The 16,528-nt window shown below is 51.0% G+C and carries 15 protein-coding genes; 1 reads left to right on the forward strand and 14 read right to left on the reverse strand.

The genetic code is table 11. From position 1 onward, the window contains the following. Window positions 1-69: 69 nt before the first annotated feature. From ACFSUB_RS16570 to ACFSUB_RS16580, 3 genes are all read right to left on the reverse strand, one after another. Window positions 70-2,151 carry an S-layer homology domain-containing protein gene (locus ACFSUB_RS16570; RefSeq protein ID WP_380714395.1) on the reverse strand — a complete coding sequence of 694 codons (2,082 nt, stop codon included), beginning with the start codon at window positions 2,149-2,151 and terminating at the stop codon, window positions 70-72. 126 nt (window positions 2,152-2,277) lie between these two features. Further along, entirely contained in the window at window positions 2,278-3,072 is a 795-nt protein-coding gene (locus ACFSUB_RS16575) for a hypothetical protein (RefSeq protein WP_380714396.1), read from the reverse strand. Beyond that, window positions 3,069-3,602 (reverse strand): RNA polymerase sigma factor, encoded by a 534-nt coding sequence (locus tag ACFSUB_RS16580; RefSeq protein ID WP_380714397.1) that lies wholly within the window; start codon window positions 3,600-3,602, stop codon window positions 3,069-3,071. The genes ACFSUB_RS16575 and ACFSUB_RS16580 overlap by 4 nt, the downstream gene beginning before the upstream one ends. Before the next feature lie 213 nt (window positions 3,603-3,815). On the opposite strand from ACFSUB_RS16580, the gene ACFSUB_RS16585 reads away from it, so the two are divergent. Then, window positions 3,816-5,144, forward strand: coding sequence for an FAD-dependent oxidoreductase (locus ACFSUB_RS16585; RefSeq protein WP_380714398.1), 1,329 nt, complete (start codon window positions 3,816-3,818; stop codon window positions 5,142-5,144). A gap of 351 nt (window positions 5,145-5,495) precedes the next feature. Here ACFSUB_RS16585 and ACFSUB_RS16590 read toward each other — a convergent pair whose 3' ends face one another. The 11 genes from ACFSUB_RS16590 to fsa all read right to left on the reverse strand — a co-directional run bounded on the left by ACFSUB_RS16590 (window position 5,496) and on the right by fsa (window position 16,487). Further along, entirely contained in the window at window positions 5,496-5,879 is a 384-nt protein-coding gene (locus ACFSUB_RS16590; RefSeq protein ID WP_380714399.1) for a hypothetical protein, read from the reverse strand. 314 nt (window positions 5,880-6,193) lie between these two features. Further along, window positions 6,194-6,814, reverse strand: coding sequence for a thymidine kinase (locus tag ACFSUB_RS16595; RefSeq protein ID WP_380714400.1), 621 nt, complete (start codon window positions 6,812-6,814; stop codon window positions 6,194-6,196). An 88-nt stretch (window positions 6,815-6,902) separates the two neighbouring features. Then, window positions 6,903-7,835: a metal ABC transporter permease gene (locus ACFSUB_RS16600; RefSeq protein ID WP_380714401.1), complete on the reverse strand. Its 933-nt coding sequence runs from the start codon at window positions 7,833-7,835 to the stop codon at window positions 6,903-6,905. Between the two features lie 21 nt (window positions 7,836-7,856). Then, window positions 7,857-8,888 carry a metal ABC transporter permease gene (locus tag ACFSUB_RS16605; protein ID WP_380714402.1) on the reverse strand — a complete coding sequence of 344 codons (1,032 nt, stop codon included), beginning with the start codon at window positions 8,886-8,888 and terminating at the stop codon, window positions 7,857-7,859. Beyond that, complete coding sequence (locus ACFSUB_RS16610) at window positions 8,885-9,643, reverse strand: metal ABC transporter ATP-binding protein (protein WP_380714403.1); 759 nt, start codon at window positions 9,641-9,643, stop codon at window positions 8,885-8,887. The genes ACFSUB_RS16605 and ACFSUB_RS16610 overlap by 4 nt, the downstream gene beginning before the upstream one ends. A 17-nt stretch (window positions 9,644-9,660) precedes the next feature. Continuing rightward, complete coding sequence (locus ACFSUB_RS16615; protein ID WP_380714404.1) at window positions 9,661-10,593, reverse strand: metal ABC transporter solute-binding protein, Zn/Mn family; 933 nt, start codon at window positions 10,591-10,593, stop codon at window positions 9,661-9,663. Window positions 10,594-11,424: 831 nt separating this feature from the next. Next, window positions 11,425-11,670 carry a type B 50S ribosomal protein L31 gene (locus ACFSUB_RS16620; RefSeq protein ID WP_380714405.1) on the reverse strand — a complete coding sequence of 82 codons (246 nt, stop codon included), beginning with the start codon at window positions 11,668-11,670 and terminating at the stop codon, window positions 11,425-11,427. Between the two features lie 166 nt (window positions 11,671-11,836). Then, window positions 11,837-13,117 carry a transcription termination factor Rho gene (gene rho / locus ACFSUB_RS16625; protein ID WP_380714406.1) on the reverse strand — a complete coding sequence of 427 codons (1,281 nt, stop codon included), beginning with the start codon at window positions 13,115-13,117 and terminating at the stop codon, window positions 11,837-11,839. Between the two features lie 293 nt (window positions 13,118-13,410). Next, window positions 13,411-14,385, reverse strand: coding sequence for a class II fructose-bisphosphatase (gene glpX / locus ACFSUB_RS16630; RefSeq protein WP_380714407.1), 975 nt, complete (start codon window positions 14,383-14,385; stop codon window positions 13,411-13,413). A 21-nt stretch (window positions 14,386-14,406) separates the two neighbouring features. Further along, window positions 14,407-15,693 (reverse strand): UDP-N-acetylglucosamine 1-carboxyvinyltransferase, encoded by a 1,287-nt coding sequence (locus ACFSUB_RS16635; RefSeq protein WP_380714408.1) that lies wholly within the window; start codon window positions 15,691-15,693, stop codon window positions 14,407-14,409. A gap of 155 nt (window positions 15,694-15,848) precedes the next feature. After that, window positions 15,849-16,487, reverse strand: a complete 639-nt coding sequence (gene fsa / locus ACFSUB_RS16640; RefSeq protein WP_380714409.1) for a fructose-6-phosphate aldolase — start codon at window positions 16,485-16,487, stop codon at window positions 15,849-15,851. Window positions 16,488-16,528: the final 41 nt, after the last annotated feature.

Raw genomic sequence — 16,528 nt, forward strand, 5'->3', positions numbered from 1 at the left:
TCGTTTACTTTCCACCCGGCCAGAATTCTGCGGGGTCCAGGGAACACCCTCAAAGGCGCCTATACACCCTTACGATATTTCTTCCACCCCTGTCACTTCGCCGGATTCAAGGTTGAACGTTACGCGGTACGAGGCATTCTGCTGCTGTCCGGCGTTTTCTTTTCCTAACAGCTCAAATTGAAGGTTCTGTCCTTCTTTTTCAAGGTTTTCAAAGCTATGGACGGAAGCAAGCGCAAGGCTCAGCTCCATCTTCTGTGCGTCCTGCTGTGCCGCATCCATCATAACAGTGAAGGATGGTTCGTCCGCGCTCGATTGGCCGAGTCCGATAAACGTGCCATCCTGATACAGATGAAGCAGGTTATCGGCAGCTGTGCCGAGGGTTTTCCACTGCCCGGTGGATCCTTCTGCTTTATAAAGGGTCTGTTCGTCACTTGATTCCGGACGAGAGCCGGTGAATGTGAAATAATAATTCTTCCGCTCTTTAGCCAGTATATTCAGCCCAAACCTATCATCGATTGTCTTCGATGCAGTCACGTCCCCGTCCTGTATTTGATAAAACAGGTCCTTTCCGTTACTGTTCACAAAATACAACAGCGCATGGTCTCCCGTCGACCGTTCCAGACCAACGTCCCTTCTCGTATACTCGGAGGCCGGAACGGGCAGATTCTTCACAAGATCCAGTTCGGACGTGCCCGGATCATAGGTATACAGGTTCTGATTGGTCAGCACAAGCAGCGAACCGCCGGTTTCTGCGATATCGCGGACCTCTTCGTCCAGCAGCTTTTCATGACCGCTTCCATCGGGGCGGACCTTATAGAACCCGCGGTATGATCCAGCATACAGACTGTTTTCATGAAAAACAAGGTCTCTTGCAGGCAGGTTGAGAAGCCGCTCCTCGCCGTTTCCATTCAGATTCATGGAAAAGGTTTCAACCGGCGTCCCGTAATAAACGGTGCTGCCGTTTGTCTCCAGGGCATATTTCGTATTGTCATGATCATCAAAGTAGTCATGACGCTCCTGCAAAAGCGGCCGCGAAACAAGACTGGTCCGCCCCGTTCCATCGAGACGCGCCCGCTTCCAGACCGGTTCCGCTTTCTGCAGCTGCTTTTCATAGCCGACGTAGTAAATGTCGTTATTCTTGATGTAATAATGATCGGCCGGTTCATCCAGAATAAGCTGCTTGTCCGTTCCATCGGTCCGGACACGGTACAGGTGGAAGTTTTTATTGCCCGAATGCGTGCCGGTTCTGTGATGAATCGGATAATAGAGCCAGTCGCCTTTTAACGTCAACGTCGTCCCCTCGGTCAGGCCGGACGCATCATTCAAGCCCCAGGTACCGCCGCCGTGCATATAATCACCGCTCACATCTTCATTGGAGAGCACGACTTCTTTTTCCTGTTCTCCCTCGGTGTAACGGACCAGATCGCCGCTTCGGATGGTATAGGTCCAGCCGTTTCGGCTCACTTCTTTGCCACGCAGCACAGAGGCATTGTCCACACTTCCTCCACTGCTGCTTTCTCCAGGATTCAGGGCATTGTTTAAAAAGACGGAAAACTGCGCCCTTGTCGTTTCATTTCCCGGGCGGAAGGTTCCGTCGGCGTACCCCGATGCAATGCCATGGTGGGCGATGCTTGATATGTCGGTGAAACTCCAGAAGGAGCGGTCCACGTCTGTAAACATAGGTTCGGAATGCTCCGTGAGATCAAACCCGCGGTGGATAACCGCAGCCATCTGCGCCCTGTTTATGTATTCACCGGGACGGAAGGAATCGCCGCTGCCGCTCATGACGTCTTCTTCACTCACCGCTGCCACAATGCCCGCACGGTTGTAGCCTTCCGGAATATCGTCGTAGTCCGGAGCGGTCCGGCCGGAAGTTTCCAGATCCAGGGCTTGTGCCATCATCGAAGCAGCCTGGATCCGTGTAATCGGCTCCCCGGGCCTGAATGTTCCATCCGGATAGCCGCCGATGATACCTTCTTCACTTAAGCTGCGGATGCTGTCCTGCGCCCAGAAATCATTTCCGATGTCGGAAAAAGCAGCCTCTGCTTCGTTTCCGGGCACAGCCAAACCTACTCCCGCGGCTGTCAAAAAAACAGCAGCACCCCGGACCAGCAGAGAGGATGGTTTCCTGCGTTTCGTTCTATGATTCATGTCATATTTCCCCCTTATTGCCTTTGTTCTTCCATGCTAACACCGGTGACTCCCTCTGCTGGTTTTGTGTGGAAAAACTGAAACTTATGTCCCGTGTACATGGCATTGCTGCATCAAAACCATTGGTTATCTCCATTCCCATTCATCCATCACTACCTGTTCCGCTGCATTAATTCCATCCCCCATCTCAACAGGATAACTCTTCTGCCACTCCACAATGGTCTGCTCGTTCTGCTGGAGAATAACGGTAACGTGCTCTCTTTCTCTGTTTTCAAAGACAGCCATGTAGTCCCCGTACTGCAGATCTTCAAATTGGTGGGTATTCCTTTGATATCCCTGGTTTTCATACGTTGTTTTGATTTCTGCAGCCATTGTTTCAAGATTCTTTCCATCCGTGTGTTCCGTCACTGTCCATACCGGTTCATCGGTCCGCTGCTGATCTGCTGAAAAAGCGGCGTATATAGCTAATTTTCCTGCTTCCGTTATTTCTGTTTCGAAGAATTCAGGAATATAAGTCGTGAATGAAAAGCCATCTTCATCAAGAAGTTGAAACGTATCTTCGGTATAGCTTCCTTCAACCTGGTACGTGATTTCTTTAGCGTCCGGTCTGTTTGAATCAGGCTGTTCTTGAGTATCCTCATCCTGATCATCTTCCGGATCCGTAACACTCGCGTTTTCCTCCTGTCCTTCTCCTGTGCCGCGATCCTCAGGCGGGAGAACGGCTTGAGACATAACCAGCAATCCGGCGATCAAAGCTGCGGCTATCCCTCCGGCAGCAGCACCAATACGGGATGCGCGATGTTTTCCAACGCGCTTGGAAGACTGCACATGAGCCCAGATCCGCTCCGGACTGGTTTCGTCAGGAATGCGGTCGTAATCCTCTTTCAACCGTTTCATCTGCTCTTCCCATGATTGATTCATGCCTCAACACCTACTTTCTCCCATTCTTTTTTCAGCTGTTTTCGTGCTCTCATGACTCTTGTTTTTACCGCGGTCTCGGATTTCTCGAGCACCTCACCAATTTCCTTGAATGATTGTTCATGAAAATAATGAAGAATAAGCGGAATCCGGTATTTTTCTTCCAGTCGAAGAATCATATCGTGCAACTCCCAGGACGCTTCACTGGAACCCAGTTCTGCATAGGGTTTTGTGGTTCGTTTCTCCATCACCGCCTCCACATTGCGGCGCTGTCTTTTTTCCCTGCGCATGTGATCGCGCGCGGCATTCAGCGTTACAGCATATAACCAGGTGGTAAATGTGTTCCCGGTAAACGATGACAGCGAGCGGTATACGTTCAAAAACACATCCTGCGTAATGTCCTCCACCTCTGACCGGTTTACTCCGATTTGGTGTGCAAACTTCTGCACTGTACGATAATGTTTTGCAATTAATTCCTGAAACGCCTGATTATTTCCGGAGCGTGCCTGTTCCACCATGTCATGATCGTTCATCACAGTCCCTCCGTTTTTCATGTTCTATCTGTAAGACGAATAAAAGCGGCAGATCGTAACAAGAAATGTTATTTTCATTCAAAGAACCTTCTTTTTCGGATCATCCCCCCTTACATCTTAGTCCTCCCGGCGTGTGGAGGAAACGTTTTTATTTTTTCTGGAAGGGTATACTGTGTGTACTACATACAGTAAATAAGTAAAGGGTGTTTAGTCATGAAATACGTGATTATCGGCGGAGATGCAGCAGGCATGAGTGCCGCCATGCAGATTGTACGGAACGTGGAAGGGGCGGAAGTGACAACGCTTGAAGCGGGCGGCATTTATTCCTACGCCCAGTGCGGGCTTCCCTACATCGTCGGAGGCGAGGTGGAACATACAGAGAAACTGATCGCCCGGGATGTGGAGACCTTCCGGGAGAAATACGGCATCGATGCGAGAGTGTTCCACCACGTGGAGGCTGTCGACACCGAGAACCAGGTCGTGTCCGGAAAAAATAAGGAAACAGGAATGTCGTTTGAACTGCCGTATGACAAGCTGCTCATCGCAAGCGGCGGTTCGCCGGTTCTGCCGGATGTGCCGGGGCGGACGCTGAAAGGCGTTCATACGTTAAAGACGATTCCGGATATTGAAGCGATTGATGCGGATCTGGATGACGTGCACGATGTGACCATTATCGGCGGCGGCTATATCGGCCTGGAGCTTGCCGAGAACCTGATCGAGACAGGTCGGAACGTGCGTATTATCGAGCGCAACAACCGCATTGCCAAAATGTTTGATGCCGATATGACACCGCTCATCCATGAAGAAGCCGGGAAACACGGCGTCGAGCTGTGCCTCGGGGAGTCGGTGGAAGTGCTGGAAGGCGTGCAGCGGATCCAGGCGGTTCAGACGACCGGCGGCTGGTATGATACAGATCTCGTCATCGCCGCCACGGGTATCCGGCCGAACACGGATTTTCTTGAAAATACCGGGGTTCAGCTCCGGCATAACGGCGCGGTCCAGGTGGACGCGTGGATGCGCACCAACGTGGACCACGTGTACGCAGCCGGTGACTGCGCCGTACAGTACCACCGGGTCAAAGAAAGAGACGATTATGTTCCACTCGGCACCCATGCCAATAAACAGGGACGCGCCGCCGGGAAGAACATGGCCGGCATCCCGAAACAGTTTCAGGGAATCGTAGGTACATCGATCCTCCGTTTCTTCGATCTCACCCTTGCCAAAACCGGATTAAATGAAGCCGAATCCGAAAAAATGGCTTTCCCATTTGATACGGTGGTTCATCGTGCGGTGGACAGAGCCGACTATTTTGAAGGAAAAAAGCCGCTTCATCTGAAGTTGTTATACCGCACCGACACCGAGGAAGTCATCGGTGGTCAGGTCATCGGGGAGTCCGGTGCGGCCAAGCGTATCGACGTGCTCGCCGTTACCTTGTTTCACCGGATGACCCTCGATGACTATGAAGATCTTGATCTATCCTACGCACCCCCGTACAACGGTGTCTGGGATCCAATCCAGCAGACTGCGCGGCGGGCGACCTGAAAAACTAACGCTCCCGATGATCCAAAAGGACCGTCGGGAGCGTTTTTGATGGGAAAGAAAAGCTGTGCTGCTGTATCCGCCGGTTTGGTTCAGCTGGATGGGTGCGTGTCCAGGGACACTAATCAGATGAAAGGAACACTTAGTGTCTGTCAACTGTTTCTCCATGTACACTGTGAGGCTGAAATTAACAGATAGTGTCCACGGACAACTGCTGGTGGACACTATTGGATGGCGCCGGCACGTCAGTGTACCCGGTATCACTTTTTATGGACACTACCATCATTCCTCTGCATTTTAGTGTCCATTACCCCTTCCACCATATCAGCAGAACACAAAGCCCCCTTCGTTTTGTCAGCCATCCAATACCGTCACTTGTACCTGATACCTCGGCAGTTCCTGCTTATACTGCCGTTTCAGTTCCTGTTGCTTCTTCTTTTTTTCTTCTTTGTTCCACTCCGCATCACTCATCGTGTAAAGGTAGGCATGGCGGCCGCCGAAGGTAACGTATCTTGGAGAGAATCCGATTCTTCGGGCAATTTCTTTCACCCTGGCATTATCATTACCCAGGTTTTGTTCCTGTGTCGTCATCGATACATTTCCGGGACCCTGATTATAATCCGAAGGCGCTGCCGGTTCCGGACTCCGCAGCGGACCAGCCTGCGGGGATTTATCCTGTTCACAGGCTGCCGCTGACAGAAGGGACATGCTGAGTAAAAAAAGGACGATATATTTCATAAGCCGGACTTCCTCCTTCTGCAGGTTGTCCGTCTTAGGATTTCCGCCCGGCCGGATTTCATGCAGAGACGGTTTGGAGGGTTTTGTGCCGCGTTGGCTGATATTTGGCAGTATGTATCACACGGCGGCTTAAACCAGACGCTAAACCGGTAGAATCAGAAGTTTTTTCTCCGTATCCGCGGTCCGCCCGTGCCGGCAGCACCCGAAGCAGCAAACCTGCTGCATCCTCATAATAAAAACTCCGGCTATGCTTCACGCAGCATAACCGGAGTGTATTCCGATGATATTCTTGTGCACCAACTTCGGTTTTTCGTTCAGCAGGTGGACCCGGTATTTTCGATATTCCACTCGGAAACGGGTCTGCCGGGTACCTCATGGCAGTGCCGGCACCGCGGTTCGTAGGCCTCATCGGCTCCGACCATAATGACTTCCCCCGCGTAGTGAGCCGGGCGTCCTTCAATCAGCCGCTGTGTGCGGGAAGCAGGCGATCCGCAGCAGGGACAGACCGCCTGTAATTTCACCACTTCTTCCGCCGCTGCCAGCAGTTCTTTCACCTGCAAAAACGGTTCTCCCCGGAAATCCTGGTCCAGACCGGCCACCACCACTTTGATGCCCCGGTCCGCCAGATGCTGGGCAACAGAGACGATACCGTGGTCGAAAAACTGTGCTTCGTCCACCGCTACCATCTGCACCCCGTCTTCAAGCATAGAAAGAATATCATGAGAATGCCCCACTGCTTTGGCCCAAATTTTCGTCCCGTTATGGGAAACGACTTCCTCTTCACTGTACCGGTCATCCAGGGCCGGTTTAAACACAATCACATTCAGATTGCCGTAGGCTGCCCGGCGGATGCGCCGGATCAGTTCTTCGGATTTTCCGGAAAACATGCTGCCGCAGATGACTTCAATCCATCCATCTTTTCTTATCATGTACATTGTTGTGCCCCTTACTTCCTCAATTAGTCTTTTCTTATTTTCCCTGAAATTCGAGATGTATTCAATAGGTCATAGGAAGTTTTCGGAGTTAACCTTTAAAGCTGTCTTTTTCCGCTTGAAGCAGCGAAGAAGGCTGCCTGTTCCATTCCCTGTCCCTATGCTGTTTCTGCCGGACAATACGGGTGAGCACCCCGTTTTCTCCGGCGAAAAGAAAGGAAATCAGGAAAATAACACCTGTCATGACCGCCATGCTCCCTGAAATCGAAACGTTGAGCCACTTGGCGGCATAGTACCCGCTGAAACAGGAGGCCGCGCTGAATACGACGCTGTATAAAAACATGAAGGAAAGCTTTTTGGTCCAAAGATACGCCGCAGCAGCCGGAACGATCATAAAAGCCACGACAAGCACCGCTCCGACGCTGTCAAACGAAGAAACAGCTGTCACCGACGTCATCGTCATGAGCAGGTAATGAAGAAAAACGGCCGGTATGCCAAGCGAGACAGCGAGTGCCGGATCGAAGGTGGAAAGTTTCCATTCTTTATACAACAACGTGATCATGGCGACGTTGAGAAGAAGCACGATGCTGACAAAAAGAAAGGCCTGCGGGATGGAAACGCCAAAAAGTGTCACAGTCTGAAACGGAACAAAAGCGATGTTTCCCATCAACGCGTGATTGACGTCCAGATGAACGTTGCCCGCATAACGGGAAATGAGAAACACTCCGAGCGCAAAAAACGCAGTGAATGTTACGCCGATGGCAGCATCAGGCTGCACCCCGGAGTTTTTCAGAAGCTGGATGGCAATCGTCGTTAATAATCCGGCGGCAGCCGCGCCGATGAGCATCGTAAGGCTGTCAAGCGTCCCGGTCAGCAAAAACGCCGACACGAGCCCGAGTATCACGGTATGGCTGATGGCATCCGATATCATGGCTGTCTGCCGCAGCACCAGAAGCACGCCGATGATACTGCACGAAGCCCCGGCCAGTACTCCGGTTATAATGATCCATCCTTCATACGTCATGTTGGTCCCTCCTTTCTTCCGTCACGTGAGATACCTGTTCTTTTTCAGCCAATTCCACAACTTTTTCGCTTCATTGTTTTTCGCACCGAGCGCTTTCTGCCATGATTCATAGTTGGAACCCGGCGCGTCCTGCACCGAATCGAGTGCCTTGAGAGCCTGCTGTTTTTTCCAGCGGCGCCGGAACTGCCGGTGCGCGAGAACCTGCGCCAGTTTCCCCCTTTTTGGAGCAAACAGAAACGACAGAATAAAGATGGCTGTTGCGGTCAAAACAACGACCGGACCCGTAGGAATACCGCCGTCGACAGCACTGAGGAGTGTTCCGGAGACACCGGAGAAGGCCCCGATTACCGCAGCAAGGATTACCATGATACCGAGCCGGTCGGTCCAGTACCTTGCCGCGATGGCAGGTGTGATGATGAGCGCCGACATTAAAATAATGCCGACAGCCTGAATCCCCGCGGTTACAATCAACACAATGGACAGGCTCAGGACGCTGTTCAGCGTCTTTGTTTTCCACCCGAGACCGCCTGCGAAAAGCGGGTCAAAAATAACCAGCTTCCATTCTTTGAAAAACAGCAGAGCGGCGGCTGTAACCAATATGGCCATGCTGCTCATCATCCAGACATCGGATGAAACCATGGACGCGGCCTGACCGAAAATGTAACTGTCCAGACCGCTCTTATTGCCGGCCGAGCTGTTGGTAATCATGGTGAGCAGAACAATACCAAGCCCGAAAAACACAGACAGAATCAAACCAATCGCTGTGTCCTGTTTCAGCTTTGAATGTCTGTGAATGACACGTATGCCCCACAAGCTGATTAAACCGAAGACAGCAGCACCGATCATCAGCGCAGGAAGCTCTCTTCCCGCCACTAAGAATCCAAGACACACACCCGGCAGCGCTGCGTGGGACATGGCCTCGCCGACCAGACTTTCTTTTCGCAAAAGGACAAACGACCCGACGATGCCGCTTGCCATCCCTAAAAACATCGTGCCAAGCAGAACCCAGCGGAGGTTGGGGCTTCCAAGCAGGGAGAGCCAATCCTGTATCATGATGGATTCCCCGCTTTTTCAGAAGAAGAGCTCTCCAGAAAGGCAAGCTGGCCGCCGTAGGTTTCCTGCAGTTTTTCTTTCGTAAACACTTCTTCTGTCGGCCCCTGGGCTACCACGTGTTTGTTCAGCAGAATCATCCAGTCAAAATACTCCTGGGCTGTCTGCAGGTCATGGTGTACGACAATGATCGTCTTGTTTTCCTGTTTCCATTTCTGCATCAGCAAAATGATGGCGCGTTCGGTTTTGGCGTCCACACCGGCAAATGGTTCATCCATGATATACAAGGAAGCATCCTGGGCCATGGCGCGGGCAAGAAAGACCCGCTGCTGCTGCCCTCCGGAAAGCTCTCTGATCTGTCTCTTGGCATACTGCTCCATTCCGAGCTCCTGCAGACATTCATACGCTTTCTCTTTATCCTGTTTTCCCGGGCGCCGGAACAGACCGACGTGGCCGTAGCGTCCCATCGTTACAACATCCAGGGCACTCGTGGGAAAATCCCAGTCGACTTCGCCGCGCTGCGGCACGTACCCGATACTTGAGCGCATTTTTTTCAGCTCTTTGCCGAAGAATTCGGCGCGCCCATGCAGTTTGGGTACAAGATCCAGCACTGCCTTAAGAAGAGTGGACTTCCCTGCTCCGTTTGGTCCTACAATACCTACCAGTTTTCCCTGCGGCACCGAAAAGTCCGCATTTTCCAGAACCGTGGCCTCCTGATAAGCTACCGTTATATTCTGAACGTCCAATGCATCACTCATTACTCTGCCTCCTTGTTTTACTGGAGAGACGATACCATCGTATCGATGTTGTGCCGAAACATTCCTTCATACGTTCCTTCCTCTGTTCCGGCTTCCCCCATTGCATCCGAATACAGCTCTCCACCGATTTCCACCTGCTGTCCTCGTTCTTCTGCGCCTTCCACAACGGAGTTTACCGCCTGTTCGGAAACACTGGATTCCACAAATAATGCTCCTATGCTCCGCTCGACCATCAAGTTCACGATATTGTTAACATCTCCGACACCGAATTCCGCGTCGGTGCTGATTCCCTGCAGTCCCTGCACCTCCATGCCGTATGCATCACCGAAGTAACTGAAAGCATCATGGGCGGTAACCATAACACGGCTTTCTTCCGGAATTTTCTGAATTTGTTCTTCGGCGTACGTATCCAGTTCCTCCAGGGTGTTCAGATACTCCTGCGCCCGTTTTTCATATCCTTCGCTGTTCGCTTCATCCACTTCTATGAACGCGTCCCGTACAGCTTCCACCGCGTAGGCCCATCTATCCGGATCAAACCATACATGGGGGTCGTGAGGATAATCCTCTCCGCCTGATATGAGCATATCTTCCGGTACATTCTCCGCTACGGCGTAGCTTGGCGTTTCATTTTCAACGTTTTCAAATACTTCTCCCATATTTCCTTCCAGATTTAATCCATTGTAAAGATTCAGGTCCGCTTCGGCCAGAGATACTACGTCCTGCTGCGTCGGTTCATAGAGGTGCGGATCGACACCGGGCCCCATCATTGCATGCACGTCGGCCTGATCACCGCCTATGTGCTCTGCGATATCCCGTACCTGTCCTGTAGTCGCCACGACAGAAAGTTTCTCCTCCGGTCCTTCAGAGGCTCCTGAGGGGTCTCCTGTTCCGCACGCTCCCAGAGTGACCATGACAATGCTGAAAAACATGAATTTTTTCAACAAGCTCATTTTTTTACCTCCAGCTAATTTATTTATACACATGACAAAAAGTTTCCCTAATGCAATACTATACCCCTGGAGATATTTTTTCAATACTTTTTTCAGCGGACAAACGTGCACTATTCAGGCTGATATTATACATACTGGAAAGGCGCCTGTTTTGTTCTTCTGAAGATGGATTCATGAAGTGGGAGGCGCTGGAGGAGCCCGGAGAGCTTTTAGTGTCCACCGAAACAGTTTAGATGGACACTAAGACGCCGGCGCAGGGCCGTTAGTGGTTTTGCACAGCCACCGGCATCCACTATTTCGAGGTGGCTGCACCAAAATGTCCACCAAATAGTGTTTGGTGGACATTATTCTTCCCTTTCAAGATGCTAATGGCCCCAGGTTTTTCAAGATGCCTCTTTAGAGGACGTTTGGCTGGCCGACCCTCGGGAGGGAAGCAGCAGTCAATCCACCTGTCGAGAAAGGGGCAATTGGCTTTTAGAACAGCTCTACCCGCCATCCCCCGGACGCACGGGGTGGCAATTGGTCGATTGCCTGCTTCTATCGACCAATCCCAGTGTCAGACACGACTGCTTTGGTCCCTGGCAGCTTCCTGCAGCCATTTCTCTTCAGCTCCTCCGTGCTATTGGCCCTTAGATCCGCGCTATCAGCTAATCCATGCCAGCCGGGGGGAGCAATTGGTCGATTGCCTGCTTCTATCGACCAATCCACACTATTGAACATCAAACGGTCGTGAGCAGTCCCAGCGGCCGCCGCATGGGAGCGGGAAGACCTAAAAAAACCAGGCAGGGATCCATGTCCCTGCCTGGTTTTTGTCCAGGACTGATAAAATAATTAGTCGAGGTTGTATTTCTTCTTGAAACGGTCGATACGGCCGCCGGTGTCCGCGAGCTTCTGCTTGCCGGTATAGAATGGGTGGGAGTCGGAGCTGATCTCCACTTTCAAAAGCGGATACGTGTTGCCGTCTTCCCATTCAATCGTTTCCTCGGACGATTTGGTGGAACCGCTCAAGAATTTAAATCCTGTGCTTGAATCCATAAATACGACTTTGTGGAATTCCGGATGGATCTCCTGCTTCATTTGTTTTCACTCCTTTTGCTCTGGTGGTGAAAATGCCGCAGCATGCACGGCTTTGAACCGGACCACGCGCAGCATGTATATTACTTTCCCATCAGCGATTGATGTCACACATAACGGGATTATAACAAGTCCACTGTGATTTTTCAACTATTTCTCTATGATCCGGTCAGCTGCGCCGGTTCGACGTGCGTCCTTTTTGCTTGTCTCTTTCGAGATCTTCGAAAAACTCGTCGTTGGTTTTGGTCTGTTTGACTTTGCGGATGAAATGATCGAGAAAATCCGGGGAATCGTTCATCGTTTTCCGCATGGCCCATAGGTTTTCAAGATGCTCTTTGGAAAGAAGCAGTTCTTCTTTTCTTGTGCTGGAACGGCGGATGTCGATAGCCGGGAAAATCCGGCGTTCGGCAAGACGGCGGTCCAGATGCAGTTCCATGTTGCCGGTTCCCTTGAATTCTTCATAAATCACGTCGTCCATCCGGGAACCGGTTTCCACAAGTGCGGTCGCAAGAATAGTCAGGCTTCCGCCTTCTTCCAGGTTACGCGCCGCTCCGAAAAACCGTTTCGGACGGTGCAGCGCCGCTGGGTCGATCCCGCCGGAAAGTGTGCGTCCGCTGGGCGGAATAACGAGGTTGTAGGCACGGGCCAGGCGGGTGAGGCTGTCCATTAAAATAACGACATCTTTTTTCTGCTCGACAAGCCGCATCGCCCGTTCCAGAACCAGTTCCGACACTTTGATATGGTTTTCCGGAACTTGATCGAAAGTAGAACTGGCAATGTCCCCGTCCACTGACCGCTCGATGTCGGTGACCTCTTCGGGGCGTTCATCTATGAGGAGCACGATTAATTCCGTTTCGGGATGGTTTTCGGTAATGCTGTTCGCCACTTCTTTTAAAAGAGAGGTCTTCCCGGCTTTCGGCTGTGCCACGATAAGACCACGCTGTCCGAAACCAACCGGTGTAACCATATCCATAATGCGGGTCCCGGCCCGGCCCGGTTTGTTCTCAAGGTTCATGCGCTCCGCCGGATACAGGGGGGTGAGCGCCGGAAAGTGAGGGCGTTCCTTGGAAGCATCGGGATCGTCTCCATTCACGGCCTCGACCATCAACAGACCGTGATACCGTTCCGAATCTTTCGGCGGCCGGACTTTTCCGGATACTTTATCACCATTTCTCAGATCAAAACGGCGGATCTGGGAGGCGGAAATATAAATGTCCTCCGAACTGGGCAGATAATTAATCGGCCGCAGGAAACCATATCCTTCTGTCTGGATGATTTCAAGAATCCCTTCCATGAACATGTAGCCGTCTTTTTCCGCCTGTCCTTTCAAAATAGCAAAAATCAATTCGCGCTTTGTCAGTTTGCTGTAGTAGGACACTTTATACTCTTTAGCCAGGGTATAAAGCTCTTTCAGCGTTTTATTCTCCAGTTCTGCTAAATTTACACTCAATCATCGTCACCACTTTTCTGCATAGTCAAATACACATTTTTCTATATTATTTCGTTTCTATGAAAAAACAGAGTTGGGATTTTTAATAGGATAACTATCGGTTCGGGGTGGAAAATGGCGGCTTCCGCTTGGATATGCTGGAAAACGTCTTCAGGTGGGGAGATTTCATATAATATCTTTCTATTTTTCCCGTCTATCATATATTGTAAACACGTTTATACAAGAATAGCAACAATGAATTCAAAGGACAGCAGCACATAGAGCTGTGCTGCTGTTTTGTTTTTATCCTTTTTTCAGTCCGCTTTTTTTATGACAAATCCCGGCTTTTTCTCTATGTTATGTTTGCCGTCCACAAATCTTACCGTTCCCGAACGCGCCCGCATCACGAGAGTCTGGGTGGTGGCGCTTGCTCCCTTGTAGTGGATGCCTTTCAAAAGATCACCGTCGGTCACGCCGGTCGCAGCAAAGATAGCGTCATCTCCGGCAACCATGTCTTCCATGTACAGAACACGTGACACGTCATCGATGCCCATTTCTTCGCACCGTTTCTTCTCTTCATCGTCTTTTGGAAGCAGCATTCCCTGCTGTTCTCCTCCCAGACATTTAAGGCCGACGGCAGAAAGAACACCCTCCGGGGCGCCGCCCGACCCGAGCAGAATATCAATTCCGGTTTCATCAAAGGCTGTGTTGATCGCAGCAGCCACATCACCTTCTTGAATAAACTTAATTCTTGCGCCTGCATCCCTGACTTCCTGGATGAGAGAGGAGTGGCGTTCCCGGTTAAGCATGGTGACAACGATGTCTCCCACGTCTTTGCCTTTGGCTCCGGCTACCGCTTTCAGATTATCGAGTACAGATGCTTTAATATCAATAACCCCGACAGCATCCGGACCTACAGCGATTTTGTGCATGTACATGTCCGGAGCATTCAACAGACACCCCTGGTCGGCTACGGCAATGACGGTGAGCGCATTTTCCATACCGTTTGCGACAATGTTGGTTCCTTCCAGCGGATCCACCGCCACATCCACGCGCGGACCGTGTCCTGTGCCGAGCTTTTCTCCTATGTAAAGCATCGGGGCTTCATCTTTCTCCCCTTCTCCGATAACAACCGTTCCTTTCATCGGAATCGTGTCAAACACATCCCGCATGGTGCTTGTGGCTGCATCGTCTGCTTCTTCTTTTTTTCCAAGTCCCATCCAGCGCGCCGATGATAACGCAGCGGCTTCGGTTACGCGTACCAGTTCAATAGATAAACTTCTTTCCAATTCGTTCCCCTCCCATATCCTTTACGAACTTTTTACCTGCTGTATTTCGCTTGACGTCAGTTCTTCTCTCCAGACTTTTGCTCCAAGGGCCAGCAGCTTTTCTTCCAGATCTTCGTAACCACGGTCAATATGTTCCAAACCTGTGATTTCTGTTACTCCTTCAGCCATCAGACCGGCTACGACGAGAGCGGCTCCCGCCCGGAGGTCGCTGGCTCTTACTTTTGCGCCCTGAAGCGAAGATCTGCCGTTAATAATCGCAGAGCGTCCTTCCACTTTAACGTCGGCGCCCATACGGTTCAATTCATCCACATGACGGAAACGGGCGTTATAGATGGTATCTGTTACAACACTTGTGCCGCGTGCCCTCGTCAAAAGTGCCGTAACCGGCTGCTGCAGATCTGTAGCAAAGCCGGGGTATACAAGGGTTTGGATATCAACACTGGTGATTTCAGATGATGTTGCTATTCTCACCTGTTCGTCCGCCGTTTCAATGCTTACACCCATTTCACGGAGCTTTGCCATAAGGGATTCGAGGTGATCGGGAATGACATTGTTCATCATCACTTCTTTGCCCATCGCCGCCGCAGCAATCATATAGGTTCCCGCTTCAATCCGGTCCGGTATAATGGAATGCACGCAGCCATCCAGCTGTTCCACCCCGTCGATCCGGATAATGTCGGTGCCGACTCCTTTAATTTTGGCGCCCATGCTTGTCAGTATCGTGGCTACATCAATGATTTCGGGTTCTTTAGCGGCATTTTCAATGGTTGTTCGTCCTTCCGCTTTGACGGCGGCAAGCATAATATTAATGGTTGCTCCTACGCTCACAACGTCAAGATAGATGCGGGCACCGGTTAATTTTTCCGCGTGAAGGTAGATGGCCCCCTGTTCATTTGTTACTTTGGCACCGAGAGCTTCAAATCCTTTAATATGCTGATCAATCGGACGCGGACCAAGATTGCAGCCGCCTGGAAGACCGATGACCGCCTGGTTGAATTTGCCCAGCATGGCTCCCATCATGTAATAGGAAGCGCGAAGAGACTTTACTCTTCCGTTGGGAAGCGGCGTCGGGACAATACTGGAGGGGTCGATGTCCATTTTTGATCCATCATAGGACACGGATCCTCCAATATCTTCAAGCAGGGAAGCCAGTGTCTCCACGTCGGAAATCGTCGGAAGGTTCTCGATGGATATGACGGAATCAGCCAGTACAGCCGCGGGAATGAGAGCTACCGCGCTGTTTTTGGCACCGCTGATATGTATACTGCCGTGTAGGGGATGTCCTCCTTCAATCATCAACTTCTGCATGCGTATCTCACTTCCTCGTCTTCGTTCTTGGGATGTTCTTTTTATCTGTTAAGAGGGGTACTTTCAGTATAGACAGCCGGGAAGGGAGATAGACCCTCCCGGCTGTTTTTGATTTTTCCAAAAACACGGATTTCACGTTTTTCAGTTGAGTCGGTTCAGCGGTTTTCCCAGTCATTCAGGAATTTTTCGATCCCCTGATCTGTAAGTGGATGCTTAAAGAGCTGGCGGATCACCTTAAGCGGCAGGGTGGCAACATCCGCTCCTCTTGCTGCCGACTCCGACACGTGCATAGGATGACGGATAGATGCGGCGAGAATTTCTGTATCAATATCATGCTCGTCAAAAATTTCCGCAATTTCACTGATCAGGTCCAAGCCGTTGTGCCCGATGTCATCCAGCCGGCCGAGAAACGGGGAAACATAGGAAGCTCCGGCTCTGGCAGCCAGAAGAGCCTGCACGGAAGAAAAGACGAGCGTTACATTGGTTTTAATGTTTTCTTCGGAAAAGACTTTTACCGCCTTCATTCCTTCTTCTGTCATCGGGACTTTCACGGTGATATTCGGTGCGATCTGCGCGAGTTCTCTTCCTTCGGCAAGCATGCCGTCGGCCTGAGTGGAAATGACTTCGGCACTGACCGAACCTTTTACGAGCGAGGTGATTTCTTTCAGGCGCTCCTGAAAGTCAGCTCCCTCTTTTGCCACCAGGCTTGGATTGGTCGTCACTCCGGCAAGGATTCCCAGTTCGTGGGCTTCCTTTATTTCGTCCATGTTGGCTGAATCAATAAAAAATTTCATATTCCCGCCTCCTTATCGTTCATCTTATAAATGAAAGAGTT

The organism is Salibacterium lacus (assembly GCF_042684865.1).
GTDB lineage: Bacteria > Bacillota > Bacilli > Bacillales > Marinococcaceae > Salibacterium > Salibacterium lacus.

Coding starts and splice junctions, on each gene's coding strand:
- ACFSUB_RS16620 (WP_380714405.1), bottom strand. CDS start 11,670: ATGAAGCAGGAGATCCATCCGGAATTCCACAAAGTCGTATTTATGGAT.
- ACFSUB_RS16605 (WP_380714402.1), bottom strand. CDS start 8,888: ATGATACAGGATTGGCTCTCCCTGCTTGGAAGCCCCAACCTCCGCTGG.
- ACFSUB_RS16595 (WP_380714400.1), bottom strand. CDS start 6,814: ATGTACATGATAAGAAAAGATGGATGGATTGAAGTCATCTGCGGCAGC.
- ACFSUB_RS16585 (WP_380714398.1), top strand. CDS start 3,816: ATGAAATACGTGATTATCGGCGGAGATGCAGCAGGCATGAGTGCCGCC.
- ACFSUB_RS16575 (WP_380714396.1), bottom strand. CDS start 3,072: ATGAATCAATCATGGGAAGAGCAGATGAAACGGTTGAAAGAGGATTAC.
- ACFSUB_RS16610 (WP_380714403.1), bottom strand. CDS start 9,643: ATGAGTGATGCATTGGACGTTCAGAATATAACGGTAGCTTATCAGGAG.
- ACFSUB_RS16615 (WP_380714404.1), bottom strand. CDS start 10,593: ATGAGCTTGTTGAAAAAATTCATGTTTTTCAGCATTGTCATGGTCACT.
- ACFSUB_RS16590 (WP_380714399.1), bottom strand. CDS start 5,879: ATGAAATATATCGTCCTTTTTTTACTCAGCATGTCCCTTCTGTCAGCG.
- fsa (WP_380714409.1), bottom strand. CDS start 16,487: ATGAAATTTTTTATTGATTCAGCCAACATGGACGAAATAAAGGAAGCC.
- ACFSUB_RS16570 (WP_380714395.1), bottom strand. CDS start 2,151: ATGAATCATAGAACGAAACGCAGGAAACCATCCTCTCTGCTGGTCCGG.
- ACFSUB_RS16580 (WP_380714397.1), bottom strand. CDS start 3,602: ATGAACGATCATGACATGGTGGAACAGGCACGCTCCGGAAATAATCAG.
- ACFSUB_RS16600 (WP_380714401.1), bottom strand. CDS start 7,835: ATGACGTATGAAGGATGGATCATTATAACCGGAGTACTGGCCGGGGCT.
- ACFSUB_RS16635 (WP_380714408.1), bottom strand. CDS start 15,693: ATGCAGAAGTTGATGATTGAAGGAGGACATCCCCTACACGGCAGTATA.